This window comes from Streptomyces sp. NPDC104367 (assembly GCF_055583825.1).
The window spans coordinates 194,634-211,841 of the sequence record NZ_JBVJND010000009.1 but is presented as its reverse complement, the minus strand read 5'-3'; the positions used below and the strand labels follow the sequence as shown (position 1 = coordinate 211,841).

General features: G+C 73.6%; 13 protein-coding genes and 1 tRNA gene. 4 read left to right on the top strand and 10 right to left on the bottom strand.

Features of this window, described 5'->3' with window-relative positions; translation table 11 throughout:
• The first annotated feature begins 40 nt into the window (after nt 1–40).
• Nucleotides 41–4,249 carry a hybrid sensor histidine kinase/response regulator gene (locus ACZ619_RS16180; RefSeq protein ID WP_469599053.1) on the top strand — a complete coding sequence of 1,403 codons (4,209 nt, stop codon included), beginning with the start codon at nt 41–43 and terminating at the stop codon, nt 4,247–4,249.
• A gap of 122 nt (nt 4,250–4,371) precedes the next feature.
• On the opposite strand, the gene ACZ619_RS16175 is transcribed toward ACZ619_RS16180, so the two are convergent.
• The 8 genes from ACZ619_RS16175 to ACZ619_RS16140 all read right to left on the bottom strand — a co-directional run bounded on the left by ACZ619_RS16175 (nt 4,372) and on the right by ACZ619_RS16140 (nt 12,080).
• On the bottom strand, nt 4,372–6,027 hold the full coding sequence (locus tag ACZ619_RS16175) for a long-chain fatty acid--CoA ligase (protein ID WP_469599051.1): 1,656 nt from the start codon (nt 6,025–6,027) through the stop codon (nt 4,372–4,374).
• A gap of 122 nt (nt 6,028–6,149) precedes the next feature.
• A complete protein-coding gene (locus tag ACZ619_RS16170) occupies nt 6,150–6,707 on the bottom strand; it encodes a SigE family RNA polymerase sigma factor (protein ID WP_469599049.1) in 558 nt (185 codons plus the stop codon).
• 168 nt (nt 6,708–6,875) lie between these two features.
• The gene (locus ACZ619_RS16165; protein WP_469599047.1) at nt 6,876–8,042 is read right to left on the bottom strand and encodes a lipid-transfer protein; all 1,167 of its coding nucleotides are present in this window, start codon (nt 8,040–8,042) and stop codon (nt 6,876–6,878) included.
• Entirely contained in the window at nt 8,039–8,491 is a 453-nt protein-coding gene (locus tag ACZ619_RS16160) for a MaoC family dehydratase (RefSeq protein ID WP_469599046.1), read from the bottom strand. The genes ACZ619_RS16165 and ACZ619_RS16160 overlap by 4 nt, the downstream gene beginning before the upstream one ends.
• Nucleotides 8,481–9,509 (bottom strand): acyl-CoA dehydrogenase family protein, encoded by a 1,029-nt coding sequence (locus ACZ619_RS16155; RefSeq protein WP_469599044.1) that lies wholly within the window; start codon nt 9,507–9,509, stop codon nt 8,481–8,483. Before ACZ619_RS16155 ends, ACZ619_RS16160 begins: the two co-directional genes overlap by 11 nt.
• A 1-nt stretch (nt 9,510) precedes the next feature.
• Entirely contained in the window at nt 9,511–10,455 is a 945-nt protein-coding gene (locus ACZ619_RS16150) for a bifunctional MaoC family dehydratase N-terminal/OB-fold nucleic acid binding domain-containing protein (protein WP_469599042.1), read from the bottom strand.
• Nucleotides 10,436–11,608, bottom strand: a complete 1,173-nt coding sequence (locus ACZ619_RS16145; protein WP_469599040.1) for an acyl-CoA dehydrogenase family protein — start codon at nt 11,606–11,608, stop codon at nt 10,436–10,438. The genes ACZ619_RS16150 and ACZ619_RS16145 overlap by 20 nt, the downstream gene beginning before the upstream one ends.
• Before the next feature lie 154 nt (nt 11,609–11,762).
• A complete protein-coding gene (locus ACZ619_RS16140) occupies nt 11,763–12,080 on the bottom strand; it encodes a hypothetical protein (RefSeq protein ID WP_469599038.1) in 318 nt (105 codons plus the stop codon).
• Nucleotides 12,081–12,450: 370 nt separating this feature from the next.
• Between ACZ619_RS16140 and ACZ619_RS16135 the strand changes: the two genes are divergently transcribed.
• Nucleotides 12,451–13,326 carry a bifunctional DNA primase/polymerase gene (locus tag ACZ619_RS16135; protein WP_469599036.1) on the top strand — a complete coding sequence of 292 codons (876 nt, stop codon included), beginning with the start codon at nt 12,451–12,453 and terminating at the stop codon, nt 13,324–13,326.
• Nucleotides 13,327–13,462: 136 nt separating this feature from the next.
• Here the strand turns inward: ACZ619_RS16135 and ACZ619_RS16130 are convergent.
• Together ACZ619_RS16130 and ACZ619_RS16125 are read right to left on the bottom strand one after the other, a co-directional pair.
• Nucleotides 13,463–13,549: transfer RNA gene (locus tag ACZ619_RS16130), tRNA-Ser, on the bottom strand.
• Nucleotides 13,550–13,609: 60 nt separating this feature from the next.
• Nucleotides 13,610–15,121, bottom strand: a complete 1,512-nt coding sequence (locus ACZ619_RS16125) for a S1C family serine protease (RefSeq protein ID WP_469599034.1) — start codon at nt 15,119–15,121, stop codon at nt 13,610–13,612.
• A 257-nt stretch (nt 15,122–15,378) separates the two neighbouring features.
• Between ACZ619_RS16125 and ACZ619_RS16120 the strand changes: the two genes are divergently transcribed.
• Together ACZ619_RS16120 and ACZ619_RS16115 are read left to right on the top strand one after the other, a co-directional pair.
• Entirely contained in the window at nt 15,379–16,206 is an 828-nt protein-coding gene (locus ACZ619_RS16120; RefSeq protein ID WP_469599032.1) for a glycerophosphodiester phosphodiesterase, read from the top strand.
• Nucleotides 16,207–16,423: 217 nt separating this feature from the next.
• The gene (locus ACZ619_RS16115) at nt 16,424–17,062 is read left to right on the top strand and encodes an ATP-binding protein (protein WP_469599229.1); all 639 of its coding nucleotides are present in this window, start codon (nt 16,424–16,426) and stop codon (nt 17,060–17,062) included.
• Nucleotides 17,063–17,208 lie beyond the last annotated feature (146 nt).

Below are 17,208 nucleotides of genomic sequence, written 5' to 3'. Positions count from 1 at the left end.
GAGCGGTCGGCAAGGTGCGGTAACAGGGAGGAAGCGTCTCGTGAGCAGCAGGCCATCCCGAGGCGCTGCTCGCCTCGCAGCCATACTCGACGCACTTCCCGACGCGTTGCTGCTGGTCAACGCCAACGGAACCGTCGTCAACGCCAACACCATCGCGCTGGAGGCGTTCGAGGCGCCCGGCACCGCGCTGGTCGGGCGGGGGCTGCTCGACCTGCTCCCGCAGTTCGACTCCCGGCTGATCCCCGGTTCCATGCGGCGTCCCGACCACATGGACCCGCGCGGGCGGACCAAGCCGACCCGGATGGTCGCCCGGCGGACCGACGGCTCGGAGTTCCCGGTCGAGGTCACCAGCGCCAACCTGGAGAACGGGCAGCAGGCGTACGACGGTTACGGCTACAGCGACAACGAGCTGCTGATGCTCGTCGTGCGCGACCTCACCGGCACCGTGGACACCGAGGCCGAGCTGGCGCGCTCGCAGCGGCAGACCGAGATGATCCTGCGGGCCGCGAGCGAGGGCGTCGTGGGGACGGACACCGACGGGCGGATCGTCCTCGTCAACCCGGCCGCCGCCCAGATACTGGGATTCCGGGCCGGTGAGCTCGGCGGCAAGGAGCTGCACAACCTGGTGCTGCACTCGCGCGCCGACGGCTCCCCCTTCCCGTACGCCGAGTCGCCGCTCGCCGACACCCTGCGCTCCGGACGCAAGCACCGGGTGCGCGGCCAGGTGCTGTGGGCCAAGGGCGACAAGAAGGTGCCGGTCGACCTGACGACCGCCCCGGTGCGCGACGGCGACCTGCTCGTGGGCGCCGTGATGACCTTCACCGACCGGCGGCCGTACGACGCCGTCGTCGACGAGAAGTCGGCCCAGGAGACGGCGCACGCCGAGGAGCTGGAGCGGCTCTCCGAGGAGCACGCCTCCGACCTGACCGCGCTGCGCCAGAAGCACGTCACCGAGATCGAGGACCTGCGGGAGCGGCACGCCGAGGAGCTGGCGGCCGACGAGGACCGGTACGCGGCCCTCGGCGAGCGGGAGAAGGACCGCTACGAGGCCCTCTCCGGCCGCCACGAGCAGCTGCTGACGCTGCTCGCGCGGTCGCTGCGCGGCCCGCTGGACGAGCTGCGCCGCGAGCTGGCCACGCTCGCCGCCGACGACGCCGGGCAGCTGTGGCCCGAGGCCAACCAGGTGCTGCACCACCTCTCGGCCGGCTACTCGCGCATCACCCAGCTCATCGACAACGTGCTCGGCTACCAGCGGCTGGACGCGGGGACCGAGGACATCACCCGGACGAAGGTGATGCTCGACGCCGTCGTCGCCGCCGGTGTGGACGGCGCGGTGGAGCTGATCGGGCCCGGCCGGGTCCAGTTCGCGGTGCACGCCCCGCCCATCGAGGCCGAGGTCGACCCGCAGCGGCTCGCCGTCGCGCTGGCGCACCTGGTCGCGGACGTGGCCGGTGTCGACGCGACCGGCAACTCGCCGGTCTCGGCCGGCGGGTACATGGACAACACGGTGGTCGTCGCGGCGGCCCAGCGCGGCGAGGTCGTGCGCATCGAGGTGCGCGGGCCGTACGCCGGCGGGGACCCGGTGCACGAGCCGATCGTGCGCGGGATCGTGCGCGCCCACGGCGGTGTGCTCCAGACGCACGAGGTGCCGGGCATGAGCGGCAGCGCGTTCGTGCTGGAGGTGCCGATCGGCGGCGGTGCCGGAGCCGTCGCCCCGGCCCCGGCGGCCGACGTGGAGCCGGCCGCCCCGGCCGCGGACGAGTCCGGTGCCGGTGGGCGGCGGCGGGCCCGGCGGTCCTCCGTGGACGCCTTCCTGGAGAGCGACGCGCCCGCCGAGGGCGGCGAGGGCGGCGGCGAGGGCGAGGCCCCGGCCGTGCCGCCGACCGGGCGGCGGCGCCGACGGGCCGTGGAGGCGGCGGACGGCGCGCAGAGCGGTCCGCCCGCGCTGGAGAGCGCCGAGTCGGCGTCCGGCGGTACCGGGCGGCGGCGTGGGCGTCCGGCCGACGCCGGTGTCGCCGAGGGTGCCGTGGTGACGGCGGCGGAGCAGGGCGCCGGGACGGCCGCCGCGGGTACGGGTCTGGGCGGCACCGTTCCGCCGCAGGGCGTGCCCGTGCCGGCCTCGGCGGCGGGGCATCCCGCGCGCCGGGAGCCCGAGGAGCGGCAGGCGCTGCCGCCGGCGCTTCCCGCGGCCGGCCGGCTGCCGGCCGACCAGCCCTCGGAGGACGGCCAGCCGACCGGACGGCGCCGGCGTGCGCTGGCCGCCGCGGCCGAGCGGGCCGCCGCGCAGGAGGCGGGGCCCCGCCCGGTCTTCGCGCTGCCGCCCGCCGAGGCGGACCGTACCCCCGAACCGGCCGCCGTCGCGGGCGACGAGGGCCGGCACGACGCCGTGGCGCACGACCAGGCCGAGGACCACACCCCGCCGCAGCCGCACCCCACCAGCGCACCGACCGGCCGCCGCCGGCGGGCCGTGGGGCAGCCCGCGGAGGAGGGCGGCCAGGCCGTACCGACGGTCCCCGCGCAGGCGTCCGCCCCCGGCCAGCCGGTCCTGCCCGGCCAGCCCGGGCAGCCCGCTCAACTCGTACAGCCTGGTCAGCTGGTGCAGCCCGGCCAGCTCGTGCAGCCCGGTCAGTCCGGGCCGCCGGGTCAGTCCGGTCAGTCCGGTCAGGGCATCCCGGTGCAGGCCGGGCCCGCCGGGCAGGTCGTCGCGCCGGCCGGTGTTGCCGCCGTGGCTCAGGCGGGCCCCGGGCAGCAGCCGGGCCAGCCGGTTCCGCAGGCGCTGCCGGGCGCGGCCGTACCGGCGCAGCCGCAGGCGCCCGCCGCGGCCGGCGCCGTCCCGGTGGCTCCGGCCGGTGCCGTCCCGGTGGCTCCGGGGCAGGTCGCGCCGCAGGCGCTGCCGCCGGCCGTCCCCGCTCCCTCGGCGTCCGCCGAGCCGGCCCCGGCCGGTGCCCAGCCGCTGCCGGCGGAGTCCGCCCCCGCGGCCCCCGCCGTTCCGCAGCAGTGGCCGGGCGGTGCCGACGAGACGCCCGCCCCCGCCGCCGCCCAACCGGCTCGGGTCGCGCAGCCGTTGCCCGCCGAGGCGGCGGCGACGCCCGCGCCGGTCGACCCCGACTCCACCCAGGGCCGCGCCTTCAGCGTGCGGACGCTGGGGCAGGGCGTGCCGTTCTCTCGGCAGGCCGCGCAGGTGCAGCAGCCGACGGCCACCCCGCCCCCGCACCAGCCGGGCGGCAACGGACGCCGTCGCAAGCTGGGCACGCCCCCTGACCCGACCACGCGCGCCGACCAGCCGTCGGCGGAGCAGCCGGCCCGCCCGCATCCGCCGGCCGAGCAGCCGGTCGCCGCCCAGCCGCTGCCGCAGCCCTCGCTGGCCGGGCAGTCCCGGCTGGTGGGCGCGACCGACGGGGCCGGACGGTCGTACGCCATAGGCGCTCCGGACGTGAACGCGGCCGAGGGCCCCGAACCGCTGGACGGTCCCGGCGGCGCGATCGAGGTCGCCGACCCGCCGCGCCCGCAGCCGCTGGACGACGAACTGCCCCCGGAGCCGCTGGACAACCCGCGCCGGCTGCTGGTCTGGCCCGCGCCGGACGTCACCACGCAGCAGGCGCTGAGCGACCGCGGCTACCGGCCGGTGATCGTGCACTCCCGCGAGGAGGTCGACGCGCAGATCGCCGCGTTCCCCGCGGCACTGTTCGTGGACCCGCTGACCGGGCCGATCACCCGGACCGCGCTGCAGTCGCTGCGGCAGGCGGCGGTGGCGGCCGAGGTGCCGGTGATGGTCACGGCCGGTCTCGGGCAGGCGACGCGGGACGCGGCGTACGGCGCCGATCCCGCCGTTCTCCTGAAGGCGCTGGCGCCCCGGGACAGCGAGCAGCATCCGCCGCGGGTGCTGCTCATCGAGGAGCACGCGGAGATCGCCCTCGCCCTCACCTCGACGCTGGAGCGGCGCGGGATGCAGGTGGCGCGGGCGGCGAGCGACGCGGACGCGGTGACGCTGGCCGGGCAGCTGCGGCCGAACCTGGTGGTGATGGACCTGATGCAGGTGCACCGCCGCCAGGCCGGCATCATCGACTGGCTCCGCGCGAACGGGCAGCTCAACCGCACGCCGCTGGTGGTCTACACGGCGGCCGTCGACCAGGCCGACCTGCCGAGGCTGGCGTCGGGGGAGACGGTGCTGTTCCTGGCGGAGCGGTCGACCAGCACGGAGGTGCAGGGCCGGATCGTGGACCTGCTGTCGCGGATCGGGACGAACTGAACCCGGAAAGCACCACGGGGGAACCGCCGACCCCCGGCCACGGGTCGGGCGTGGCCGGTCGCGCGGTTCCCCGCGCCCCCGCAGGGGCGCTCCGGTGCGGGGCGTCTACAGGCTGGTGACGTCTACAGGCTGGTGACGTCGAGGTCGCCCTCGGCGTAGCGCCTGCGCAGGACCTTCTTGTCGAACTTGCCGACGCTGGTCTTCGGCACCGCCTCGATCACCGTCCACCGCTCGGGCAGCTGCCACTTCGCGATCTTGCCCTCCTCCGCGAGGAACGCGCGCAGGCTCTCGAAGTCGGCGTGCGAGCCTTCCCTGAGGACGACCGTGGCCAGCGGGCGCTCGCCCCACTTGTCGTCGGGGACGGCGACGACCGCCGCCTCGGCGACGTCCGGGTGGGACATCAGCGCGTTCTCCAGTTCGACCGAGGAGATCCACTCGCCGCCGGACTTGATGACGTCCTTGGCGCGGTCGGTGAGGGTGAGGAAGCCGTCGGGGGAGATGGTGCCGACGTCGCCGGTCTTCAGCCAGCCGTCCTCGCTGAACTTGTCGGCGGGGCGCAGGAGAGCGGCGTCGGGGCCGTTGTAGTACGCGCCGGCGATCCAGGGGCCGCGCACCTCCAGTTCGCCCGCGGACTCGCCGTCCCAGGGGAGGTGCTCGCCGCCGGGGCCGCTGAGCCGGGCCTCGACGGAGGCCGGGAAGCGGCCCTGGGTGAGGCGGTAGCCGAACTCCTCGTCCGTGCCGACCGCGTGGGCCGGCGGCCGTGCGATGGTGCCGAGCGGGGAGGTCTCCGTCATGCCCCAGGCGTGGCAGACCCGCATGCCCAGCTTGTCGAACGCGGTCATCAGGGAGGGCGGACAGGCCGCGCCGCCGATGGTGACCTGGGTGAGGGAGGAGACGTCGCGCGGGTTGGCGAGCAGCTCCGCGAGCAGGCCCTGCCAGATGGTGGGGACCGCGGCCGCGTGCGTCGGGCGCTCGCTCTCGATCATCGCGGCGAGCGGGGCCGGCTGGAGGAAACGGTCCGGCATGAGCAGGTTGACGCCGGTCATGAAGGTGGCGTGCGGCAGGCCCCAGGCGTTGACGTGGAACTGCGGCACGACGACCAGCGAGGTGTCCCGGTCGGTGAGCCCCATCGACTGGGTCATGTTGACCTGCATGGAGTGCAGGTAGATGGAGCGGTGGCTGTACACGACGCCCTTGGGGTCGCCGGTGGTGCCGGAGGTGTAGCACATGGCGGCGGCCTGGCGTTCGTCGATCTCGGGCCAGTCGTAGGTCCTGGGCCGGTCCGCGATCAGCTCCTCGTACTCGTGGACGCGCGCGGTGGCGCCCGCGAGCGGGGAGCGGTCGCCGGGGCCGGCCACGACGATGTGCTCCACGGTCGGCAGCTTGGACAGCAGCGGGGCCAGCAGCGGGATCAGCGAGCCGTTGACGATGACGACCTTGTCGGCCGCGTGGTTGACGATCCACACCAGCTGCTCGGCGGGCAGCCGCAGGTTGAGGGTGTGCAGGACCGCGCCCATGGAGGGGATGGCGAAGTACGCCTCGACGTGCTCGGCGTTGTTCCACATCAGGGTCGCCACCCGGTCGTCGCCCCGGACCCCGAGTTCGTCGCGCAGGGCGTTCGCCAGCTGCACGGCACGGACCCCCGCCTCGGCGAAGCTGCGCCGCTGCGGCTCGCCCTCCCCGGTCCAGGTGACGATCTGGGACCGTCCGTGCACCAGCACACCGTGCTCAAGGATGCGGGTCACGGTCAGCGGTACGTCCTGCATGGTGCTCAGCACGGCGTCCTCCCGGGGGCGACATTGCCTACTCGGCGGTAAAGGGGCTGCGCTGATTCTGCGCACATACCGGACGGTATGTCACTAGGCGGGGGACAACTCGGCGTGTGGGACAACCGACACGGCTAACGTGCGAGCACCAGCTCAGGGTCCTCGCGCAGCTTGCCGAGCGCACGCGACACCGCGGACTTCACCGTGCCCACCGACACCCCGAGCACCTCGGCCGTCTGTACCTCGCTCAGGTCCTCGTAGTACCGCAGCACGACCATCGCCCGCTGCCGCGCGGGCAGCTTCGTGATCGCCCGCCACATCGCGTCGTGCAGCGCCTGCCGCTCGGCCGGGTCGTCCCCGCCGGCCACCGGCTCCGGCTCGGGCAGCTCGTCGCAGACGAACTCGTCGACGCGGCGCTTGCGCCACTGCGAGGTCCGTGTGTTCAGCAGGGCCCGGCGCACGTAGCCGTCCAGGGCCCGGTGGTCCTCGATCCGCTCCCAGGCGACGTACGTCTTGGCGAGCGCGGTCTGGAGCAGGTCCTCGGCGTCGCTCGCGTTCGCGGTCAGCGACCGGGCGGTGCGCAGCAGGACCGGCTGGCGGGCCCTGACGTACGACGCGAACGTCGGATACGGCCGGGTCTGCCCCGCTGGGACGGCGGCCTCCGAAGCGCTGGTGCAGACGGGTGTGGTCATGGCTCCACGCTATGAGCGGGGTGTGTTCCGGCGGATCGGCCGCAGGTCCCGAAGGCGACTCCCCCTCAGGTTGTAGGGGTGGGGTCGGCTACACCTCCTGAAGGTGGAGTACGGGGCGGTCGTCCTACGGGTTCACCCCTGCGGGCTCGTCCTCCGAGGGGCACGGGCTCAGTCCTCCCGGGTGAGCACCAGCCCGGACGTCGGTACGCCCGTGCCCGCCGTCACCAGGACCCGCGCCGCTCCCTCCACCGGGTTCACGGCCGTGCCGCGCAGCTGCCGCACCCCCTCGGCCACCCCGTTCATCCCGTGCAGGTACGCCTCCCCGAGCTGGCCCCCGTGGGTGTTCAGCGGCAGCCGCTCCTCCGCGACGAAGTCCGCCGCCTCCCCGGGACCGCAGAACCCGAACTCCTCCAGCTGCATCAGCACGAACGGGGTGAAGTGGTCGTACAGGATCCCCACGTCGATGTCGGCCGGGGCGAGCCCGCAGGTGCGCCACAGCTGTCTCGCCACCACGCCCATCTCCGGCAGCCCGGTCAGGTCGTCCCGGTAGAAGCTGGTCATCTGCTCCTGGGCCCGGCCCGCCCCCTGCGCGGCCGCCGCGATCACGGCCGGCGGATGCGGCAGGGCGCGCGCCCGCTCCACCGAGGTGACGACGAGGGCCTGTCCGCCGTCCGTCTCCTGGCAGCAGTCCAGCAGCCGCAGCGGCTCCACGATCCAGCGCGAGGCCGCGTGCTCGGCGAGGGTGATGGGGCGGCCGTGGAAGTAGGCGGCGGGGTTGGTCGCCGCGTACTTCCGGTCGGTGACGGCCACGTGCCCGAACGCCTCCGGGGTCAGCCCGTAGGTGTGCAGATAGCGCTGCGCCGTCATCGCCACCCAGGACGCCGGGGTGAGCAGCCCGAACGGCAGCGCCCAGCCGAGCGCCGCGCCCTCCGCGGTCGGCTCCCGGTGCCGTACGCCCGAACCGAAGCGGCGGCCCGACCTCTCGTTGAAGGCCCGGTAGCAGACCACCACCTCGGCGATCCCGGCCGCGATCGCGAGCGCCGCCTGCTGGACGGTGGCGCAGGCCGCGCCGCCGCCGTAGTGGACCCGGGAGAAGAAGGACAGCTCGCCGATCCCGCAGGCCTGGGCCACGGTGATCTCCGGGCTGGTGTCCATCGTGAACGTCACCATCCCGTCCACGTCGGCCGGGGCCAGGCCCGCGTCGTCCAGCGCGGCCCGCACCGCCTCCGCGGCCAGCCGCAGCTCGCTGCGGCCCGAGTCCTTGGAGAACTCGGTCGCCCCGATCCCCACGACCGCCGCCCGCCCGCCCAGCGAGTCCCGGCCCCGCACGCTCATGACTCCCCCTCGACGGCGACGGGTGCCGGTGCCTCGGCGGCGACGGCCACGGTGACGGTGACCGTGCCGGTCACGTGGTTGCCGATGGCGTTGGCGCCGACCACCCGCACCCTCGCCGTGCCCGTCGCCTCGTCCAGCTCCTCGACCCGGCCGGTCAGCACCATCGTGTCCCCGGGGTAGTTGGGCGCCCCGAGCCGGATGGCGACCGCGCGGAGCACCGCCGTGGGGCCGAAGTGGTCGGTGATGTACCGGCCGACCAGGCCGTTGGTGGTGAGGATGTTCATGAAGATGTCCGGCGAGCCCTTGCCGCGGGCCAGTTCCGCGTCGTGGTGCACGTCCTGGTAGTCCCGGGAGGCGATCGCCCCGGACACGATCAGCGTCCGCGTGATCGGGATCTCCAGGGGCGGCAGGTCCGTCCCCACCGCCGGCCGCGTCGTCTCAGTCCTCACTCGCGATCAACTCCCCCAGTTCCTGGAGCACTTCGCTCCCGCCGCCCAGATACGCGTCCAGCTGCCGTCCCCACAGGAAGTGCCGGTGCACCGGATGCTCCACGTCGGCACCCGCGCCGCCGTGCAGGTGCTGGCCGGTGTGCACGACCCGCTGTCCCGCCTCGGACGCCCACCAGGCGGCGGTCAGCGCGTGGGTGGCGTACGGCAGGCCCGCGTCCCGCCGCCAGGCCGCCTCGTACGCCGTCACCCGGATCGCCTCGGTGTCCATGTGGGCGTCGGCGGCCCGGAGCTGCACGGCCTGCCGGGTGGCGAGCGGGCGCCCGAACTGCTCCCGGGTGTTGGTGTGCGCGACCGCCCGGGCCAGGGAACCCGCGCAGACACCGGCCTGGAGTCCGGCGAAGGCGGTGCGGGCGGCGGCGAGGACCTCGGCGTAGGCGCCGGGGCCGGTGCCGAGGGGCTCGGCGGGGGCCTCGAGGAGCGTGAGCCGGCCGGCCGCCCAGGGCGCGGTCAGCTCGACGCGCTCGGTGCCGGTGCCCTCCCCGAGCGGGACCAGCCACAGCCGCCGTTCCACGTCGGCGACCAGGACGTGCGTGGCGTCGCGCAGCCACGGGACGACGGGGACGGTGCCGCTCAGCCCGCCCCGCGCGGACGGCCGTACGGCGGTGTGGGCCGGGAAGGCGCCGGTCACCACCGCCGACCCGGCCCCGATACCCGGCAGCAGCCGCTCGCGCTGTTCCGCGGTCCCGTGCGCGGCGACTGCCAGCAGCCCGTACACACAGCTCGCCGCGTAGGGCACCTGGGCCGTGGTGCGCCCCTGCTCCTCCAGGAGCAGCACCAGCCCGAGCAGGCCCAGTTCCTCCACCGCGGCCACCAGCCCGGCCCCGCACAGCGCCTTCCACAGCTCCGGGTCGCTGCCGGTGCCGGCGGCCCCGAGCCGCTCGTGGGTGGCGAGGTCGGCGAAGATCCTGGCGGCCAGGTCCCGGGCCTCGGCCTGTGCCTCGGTGGGCGTGAAGTCCATCTCAGACCTCCCCGCCGAGACCGCCGAGACCGCCGAGTCCGTCGACGACCCGGAAGAGGGGCAGGACCAGTTCCCCGGCGTCATCGTCGTACCGCCGGAACTCCACCCGGACCGGCAGCCCGATCCGCACCTTGTCGTACGGCACCCCGACCACGTTGCTCACCATCCGCACGCCCTCGGCCAGTTCGACCAGACCCACGGCGTAGGGCGGGTCGAAGGCCGGGAAGGGCGGGTGGTGCATGACGACGTACGAGTAGACCGTGCCCTCGCCGGACGCCTCGACGGTGTCCCAGTCCAGGGAGCCGCAGGTGTTGCAGCCGGGCAGCCAGGGGTGGCGCAGGGTGCCGCAGGCGGCGCAGCGCTGGATGAGGAGGCGGCCCTCGGCCACGCCCTCCCAGAAGCCGGCGTTGTCCCGGTTGACCACCGGGCGCGGACGGCCGCCGGCCTTCCGTTTCCGGCCGCCCGGCGCGTACTTGAGGATGCGGAAGCGGTGGGTGCCGACGAGTTCGGCGCCGACGCGGACGTCGGTGCGGGTAGTGACGAAGTAGCCGGTGCCCAGCCTGGTCGTCTTCCGCTCCGACACCGACTCGATCACCGTGTCGAAGCCGATCTCGTCGCCGGGCCGCAGGGGCCTGAGGTACTCCTGCTCGCAGTCGGTGGCGACCACCGAGGTGCAGCCCGCCCCGTCGAGCAGGCCCATCAGCTCGTCGTACGCGCCGGTGCGCCCCGCGTGTCCGGACAGGCCGCCCATCGTCCACGCCTGGAGCATGGTGGGCGGGGCGGTCGCGTCCGGCCCCTCGTACGCCGGGTTCGTGTCGCCCATCGCCTCGCACCAGTGCCGGATCATGGGCGCGTTGACCGGGTCCTTGCCCACGCCGGAGACGGCGGCCGGCTGCCCCTCGTACACCCTGAGCCGTACGGCGAACTCATCGTTCCCCCCGGTCACGGCCACCCCTCCTCATCCCGAGCCGCATCGTCGCGACGATCTCCCGCTGCACCTCGCTCACCCCGCCCCCGAACGTGTTGATCTGTGCCGCCCTGTTCAGCCGCTCCAGCCCGCCGTCCCCGAACACCCCCGGCGAACCGGAGCGGACCAATGCCGCCTCTCCGACGATCTCCTGACACATGCGATACGTCGCGACCGCCGATTCCGTTCCCGCGAACTTCACCCCGCTGGCCTCCGCGGGGGCCAGCCGGCCCGCCCCCACGTCCCCCACCAGACGCCAGCTGAGCAGGCGGTTCGCCGCCAGCCGGGCATGCGCCTCGGCCAGCCTGGAACGGATCCACGGCTCGTCAACACGGCGTCGGCCCGTCACCGGATCGGGGGTGCGGGCGACGGCGAGGGCGGCCGTGTAGAAGTCCTCGGCCTGCATACCGGTCGCGGCGAGGGCGACCCGCTCGTGGTTGAGCTGGTTCGTGATGAGCGACCAGCCGTCGTGCTCGGCGCCGACCAGGTTCCCGGCGGGCACGCGGACGTCGTCGTAGTAGGTCGCCGTGGTGATCTGGCCGCCGACCGTCTCGATCGGCGTCCAGGAGAACCCGGGGGCGTCGGCGGGGACCAGGAGGATCGAGATGCCGCGGTGTCTGGGCGCCTCGGGGTCGGTGCGGCAGGCCAGCCAGATCCAGTCGGCGTGCTGGGCGCCCGAGGTGAAGATCTTCTGCCCGTCGATCCGCCAGCCGTCGCCGTCCCGCACCGCCCGGGTGCGCAGCGAGGCCAGGTCGGTGCCGGCGGAGGGTTCGCTGTAGCCGATGGCGAAGACCAGGTCGCCGCGGAGGATGCCGGGCAGGAAGCGGGCCTTCTGCTCGTCGCTGCCGTACTTCATCAGCGTGGGCCCGACCGTGTTGAGCGTGACCATCGAGACGGGGGCGCCGGCCCGGTACGCCTCGTCGAAGAAGACGAACTGCTCGTCGGCGCCCCGGCCCTGACCGCCGTACGCCACGGGCCAGCCGAGCCCGAGCAGGCCGTCGGCGCCGATGCGGCGCAGCAGGGCGCGGCGTTCCCCGGGCGCCTCGGGGGCGGGGTCCGGGATCAAGGACCGGAAATAGGCACGGAGTTCGGCGCGCAGCCGCTGCTGGCGTTCGGTGGGAGCCAGATGCATGATTTCTGACTGTCCGTCAGATACGGTCCGCTGTCAAGGTCGAACAGGGCGGCGGAACCCCCGGGAAACGCCTGCGCGGCGGTGCCGAGGCACCGCCGCGCGGACGTAACCGCCCCATCCCCACAGAGCACACCCCACAAGGGCCCGGAGGGGGCTACCAGAGCTTGGTGAAGTGGACGGCGACGTTCTCGTTGCCCTGCTGGAGGGCCGTCCAGGCGGAGCCGTTGACCTGAGCGGTGTTGCTCTGGTTGGAGGCGCCGTTGCCCACCGCGTTCTGCTGGGTGGTGGAGGAGTTGCCGTTGTTGTCGTGACCGACCCCGCTGCCGACGATGCCGGCCACGCCGGCGTTGGCGCTCGATCCGTTGTCCGCGACCGCGCCGTTGTCCGCGGCCGCTACGCCGGTGAAGAGCGCGGCGGCGAGCGGGAGCGCGGAGACGGCGGCGAGGACGCGGGCGGTACGGATGCTTGCCATGTTGTTTCCTCTCAGAGCCCGGCAGTGCCGGAAGTACGTCAAGTAAGGCTTTTTCCGAGGCAGTTGGCCAACCGCCCCGGACTTCGTGATCGACGTCGCGAGACCAGAGTTGCCCACCGGATCCCCGGCGAACCATCCCGGAAGCCCTCATTCGCCCTCAAGCGTGATGACAAGTCGATAAACCCCTTTCGGCACCTTTGGTCGACTCATGCCCCAGTCATGACCGATGCCGACATTCCCCCCTCCGGGCACCTCAAGAGAAGAACCGTTCCGGCATCACCCCGGGAGCGTTCCGGCCATATCCGCCGGCCCCGGCGTGTCGAGGCGGCTCCCCCTTCCCTTTTTCGAACATGAGTACGAAAATAAAGTCATGGCCACCATCGACCGGCAGGCCACGACCCTGGCCCTCGCACACGCCCTGTCAGCCGCCGAGCGCGGCCTGTCCGTCATCCCCCTGTCCCGGACGAAGCTCCCGGCCCTGCGCTCCCCGCACCGCTCCGATCCGGACCCGGCCGGACCGCCCTGCCACGGCGAGTGCGGCCGCCCCGGCCACGGGGTGTACGACGCCACCACCGACCCGGCCCGGATCCGCGAACTGTTCGCCGCGGCCCCCTGGGCGACCGGCTACGGCATCGCCTGCGGACTGCCCCCGCACCGGCTCATCGGCGTCGACCTGGACGTCAAGTCCGGCACCGACTCCACCTCGGCCCTGCGCGAACTGGCGCTGCGGCACCTGTTCACCGTCCCGCCCACGGTCGTCGTGCTCACGCCCAGCGGCGGCCGCCACCTCTGGCTGACCGGACCGCCGGACGCCGTGATCCCCAACTCGGCCAGCCGTCTGGCGCCCGGCATCGACATCCGCGGCGCCGGCGGCTACCTCGTCGGCCCCGGCTCCCGCACCGCCCACGGCGTCTACGCCACCGCCCCCGGCACCGAGCACCTGGTGCCGGCGCCCTGCCCGCCGTCCCTGCTCCGCCTCCTGCTGCCACCGCCGCGAGCGCCCCACCCCGCGACCCATCCGTCGGTCGGCGACCGCGGCCAGGGCCTGATCCAGTTCGTCCTCGCCGCGCACGAGGGCCAGCGCAACACCCGCCTCTTCTGGGCGGCCTGCCGGGCCTACGAGAACGGCATCGGCCGGGCCCTGCGGGCGCCGCTGACCGACGCGGCCGTCCACACCGGCCTCACCGAACGCGAGGCCCGCGCGACGATCGCGTCGGCCGCGCGGATGACGGGACACCGGCCGTGACCCCTCGCACCCGAGGGCTCCTCACGCCCGAGAACACCTCACGCCTGGGGCCGCCCATGCGCGTGAGCGCCTTTCCGGAAAGCGACGGCCCCCGACCGTCGTGCCTGGTCGGGGGCCGTGCTCGTGTCGCTCAGTGCGGAGGCGGTGGGATTTGAACCCACGGTGACATCGCTGCCACGACGGTTTTCAAGACCGTTCCCTTCGGCCGCTCGGGCACGCCTCCCCGCGCCGACCGAGATCGGCGCGGGGAACAGAGTAACCGGTCCGCGTGGGCGGGTGTGGGTCAGTTGTCGCCGACGCGGGAGCCGAGGGTGAGGGTCACCGTGTGCTCGGTGCCGCCCCGCTTGTACGTGATCTGGACCTTGTCGCCGGGCTTGTGGGTCCAGATCTCGCCGATCAGGGTCGGGCCGCTGTCGATCACCGTGTCGTCGAGCTTGGTGATGACGTCGCCCGACTTGAGGCCGGCCTCGTCCGCGGGGCCGCCCGACTCGACCGCGGCGGAGCCGCCCGAGCCGGAGTCGGTGATCTGCGCGCCGCCCGTGCTGTCCTCCAGCGACACCGAGGCGCCGATCCTCGCGTAGACCGGCTTGCCGGTCTTGATCAGCTGCTGGGCCACGTACTTGGCCTGGTTGATCGGGATCGCGAAGCCGAGACCGATCGAGCCCGACTGGCCGCTGCTGCCCAGGCCGCCGCTGGAGGCGGACTGGATCGCGGAGTTGATGCCGATCACCGCGCCGGAGGCGTCCAGCAGCGGACCGCCGGAGTTGCCCGGGTTGATGGAGGCGTCGGTCTGCAGGGCGCTCATGTAGGACGCCTTGCTGGTGGAACTGCCGTCGCTGGAGGCGACCGGGCGGTTCTTGGCACTGATGATGCCCGTGGTGACGGTGTTGGACAGTCCGAAGGGCGCGCCGATCGCGATCGTCTCGTCGCCGACGGCCACCTTGTCGGAGTCGCCCAGGGCGAGCGGCTTGAGGTCCGACGGCGGGTTCTTGAGCTTGATCACCGCGACGTCGTAGCCCTGCGCGTGGCCGACGACCTCGGCGTCGTACTTCTTGCCGTTCGGGAACGTCGCCGTCAGCTTGCCGCCGTCCAGGGCGTCGGCGACGACGTGGTTGTTGGTGAGGATGTGACCCTGGGTGTCGAAGACGAACCCGGTGCCGGTGCCGCCCTCACCGCTGGTCGACTCGGCCTCGATGGTGACCGTGCTGGGCAGCGACTTCTGGGCGACCGCCGCGATGGTGCCGGCGGCGCGCTTGACCTGGGTGGCACCGCCGTCGGAGGACGCGGAGACGGTCGTGGAACCGCTGTTGTCGTTGTTCTTCGCCAGCGTGTAGCCGAGCCCGCCGCCGAGGCCGCCCGCGACCAGCGCGGCCACCAGGACGGCGGCGATCAGACCGCCGCGCCCGCCGCCCTTCTTCGGCGCGGGCTGCGGCTGCTGGTAGGCCTGGTTCGTCTGGTCGTACGGCGTGCCCCAGCCGGCACCCGCGCCCGCAGCCGGGTCCGCGTAGGCCGCCGCCGGGTCCGCGTAGCCCGCACCGGAGTCCGCGTAGGAAGGGGTCTCGGGGACCGGGGGCGGCCACGAGGCGTCCGGCGCGGTCGCGGGGGGCTGCGGCGCGGTCGCGTACGGGTCACCCGTGGCCGCGCCGGGCGCGCTCTGGGGCGCCGGCGGGATCTGGGTGGTCGGCGCGTCCCCCTCGGACGCGGCTGCCTGCGGGGAAGCAGCGGGAGACGCCGGCGGCACGGGAGGTGCGGACGGGGCCGGGGGTACCGGGTTGCCCTCGTTCTCGGTGCTCACAGCTTTTCTCCTCGATCCACGGCTGTTGTCCTCGGTCGCACTCGGTCACGCTCATTCACGCTTGCTGTCGGGTCCGGCGCGATTCAGCTGTGCATGTGCTTTTGTATGCCGTCAGCTTTTCCCACCGGCCGTCAGAGCACCATAAGCGGTGGCTGTGGGTACACGGACAACCTTTATATAGGGCCTGTCCGACAAAAGTTCCCTTTGCCGACATCAGGGATGCCCCACGCACGCCCGCGCGGTGGCACCATGTCGCGGTGACCCACGCACCACAGCACCGCATCCAGGTCGTCGCGCACCGAGGCGCCTCCGAGGACGCCCCCGAGCACACACTGGCCGCCTACAAGAAGGCCATCGAGGACGGCGCCGACGCCCTGGAGTGCGACGTCCGGCTGACGGCGGACGGCCACCTGGTCTGTGTCCACGACCGACGGGTCAACCGTACGTCCAACGGGCGCGGCGCGGTCTCGGCGCTGGAGCTGTCGGAGCTGGCCGCGCTGGACTTCGGCGCCTGGCGCAAGGGACCCGCCTGGCGTGGACGGGACGAGGAGCCCGACTGGGAGTTCCGGCCCGAGGACCGCGCGGACACCTCCGTACTCACCCTGGAACGGCTGCTGGAGCTGGTCGCGGACGCCGGGCGGCGGGTGGAGCTGGCGATCGAGACCAAGCACCCCACGCGGTGGGCGGGGCAGGTCGAGGAACGGCTGCTGGTCCTGCTCAAGCGGTTCGGGCTGGACGCTCCGGCGACGGCGGCCGAGTCGCCGGTGCGGGTCATGAGCTTCTCCGCGCGGTCGCTGGCCCGGGTGCGGGCGGCCTCGCCGACGCTGCCGACCGTCTATCTGCTGCAGTTCCTCTCGCCCCGGCTGCGGGACGGCAGGCTGCCGGCCGGGGTGCGGATCGCGGGACCCTCGGTCCGGATCGTGCGCAGCCACCCCGGGTACGTGGAACGACTGAAGCGCAACGGCCACCAGGTGCACGTGTGGACGGTGAACGAGCCCGAGGACGTCGACCTCTGTGTCGAGCTCGGCATCGACGCGATCATCACGAACCGGCCGGGGGCCGTGCTGCGCCGGCTGGGGCGCTGAGCCGAGCCGGCCCCAGGGTGCCGATCTGAATAAGCCTCAGATAAAGAGTGGGGTAAGGGCACCTCGCACCTCTTGACCCAAGCGCCCCACTCGCACCATTCTCACTTCTCGGCCACACCATCGAAATCAAGCCACACGAAGCCGTGCCGGGGGGCACGGTGACGGTCCCGTCACAGGGAGTGCTCCGGCGCGTTCGGTGCGTATTCGATCGTTGCGAATGCGTCACCGGGCATTCATTGGCCGGTTTCCGGTTCAGGCCAAGGGGGCATCCACACCGTGGCGTGGGGCAAAGGAGGTCTCGGGGGTGGCGTTGGTGGTGGCACAGGAGGTGCCCACGTCGTCGAGCATGGCCGTACCCCATGGCCCTGCGGGCGTGGGGAAGGCCAGGCACCGGATGCGCGATCAATTGCGCACGGGTGGTGTATCGGAAGCGGTCATCGACGATGCCGTGCTGATCCTTTCCGAACTGTTGAGCAACGCCTGCAAACACGGACGCCCCCTGGGCGACGCGCTGGCCGGGGACGGTGACGTCCGGGCCGCCTGGCGGGTGGACACCCGCGGCCGGCTGATCGTCGAGGTGACGGACGGCGGCGGCCCGACCCGCCCCGCTCCCATGACCCCGTCGGTCACGGCGCACGGCGGCCGCGGGCTGAACATCATCACCGCGCTGGCCGACGACTGGGGCGTCCGGGACGACGCCCACGGCGAGGTGACCGTCTGGGTCGTGGTCCACGAGAACGCGCGGGAAGCGGGCGGCGGACCCCGCCGCGACGCCTTCGCCGCGCGCGTCCTGGCCCCCTCCGTCCCGGAGATGGCCGAACTGGACTTCGCCGACGCGTTCGACGACCTGGACTGACGGCCGACCGGACCGACCGACTCCGGTCGGTCGGCTCCGGGCAGTCGGTACCGGGTGGCCGGTTCCGGGCGGGCCGGTTCCGGGTGGTTCGACTCGGGTGGTCGGCTCCGGGCGGGCGGCCCGTGTCGGGGTCGTTGTCCACAGGT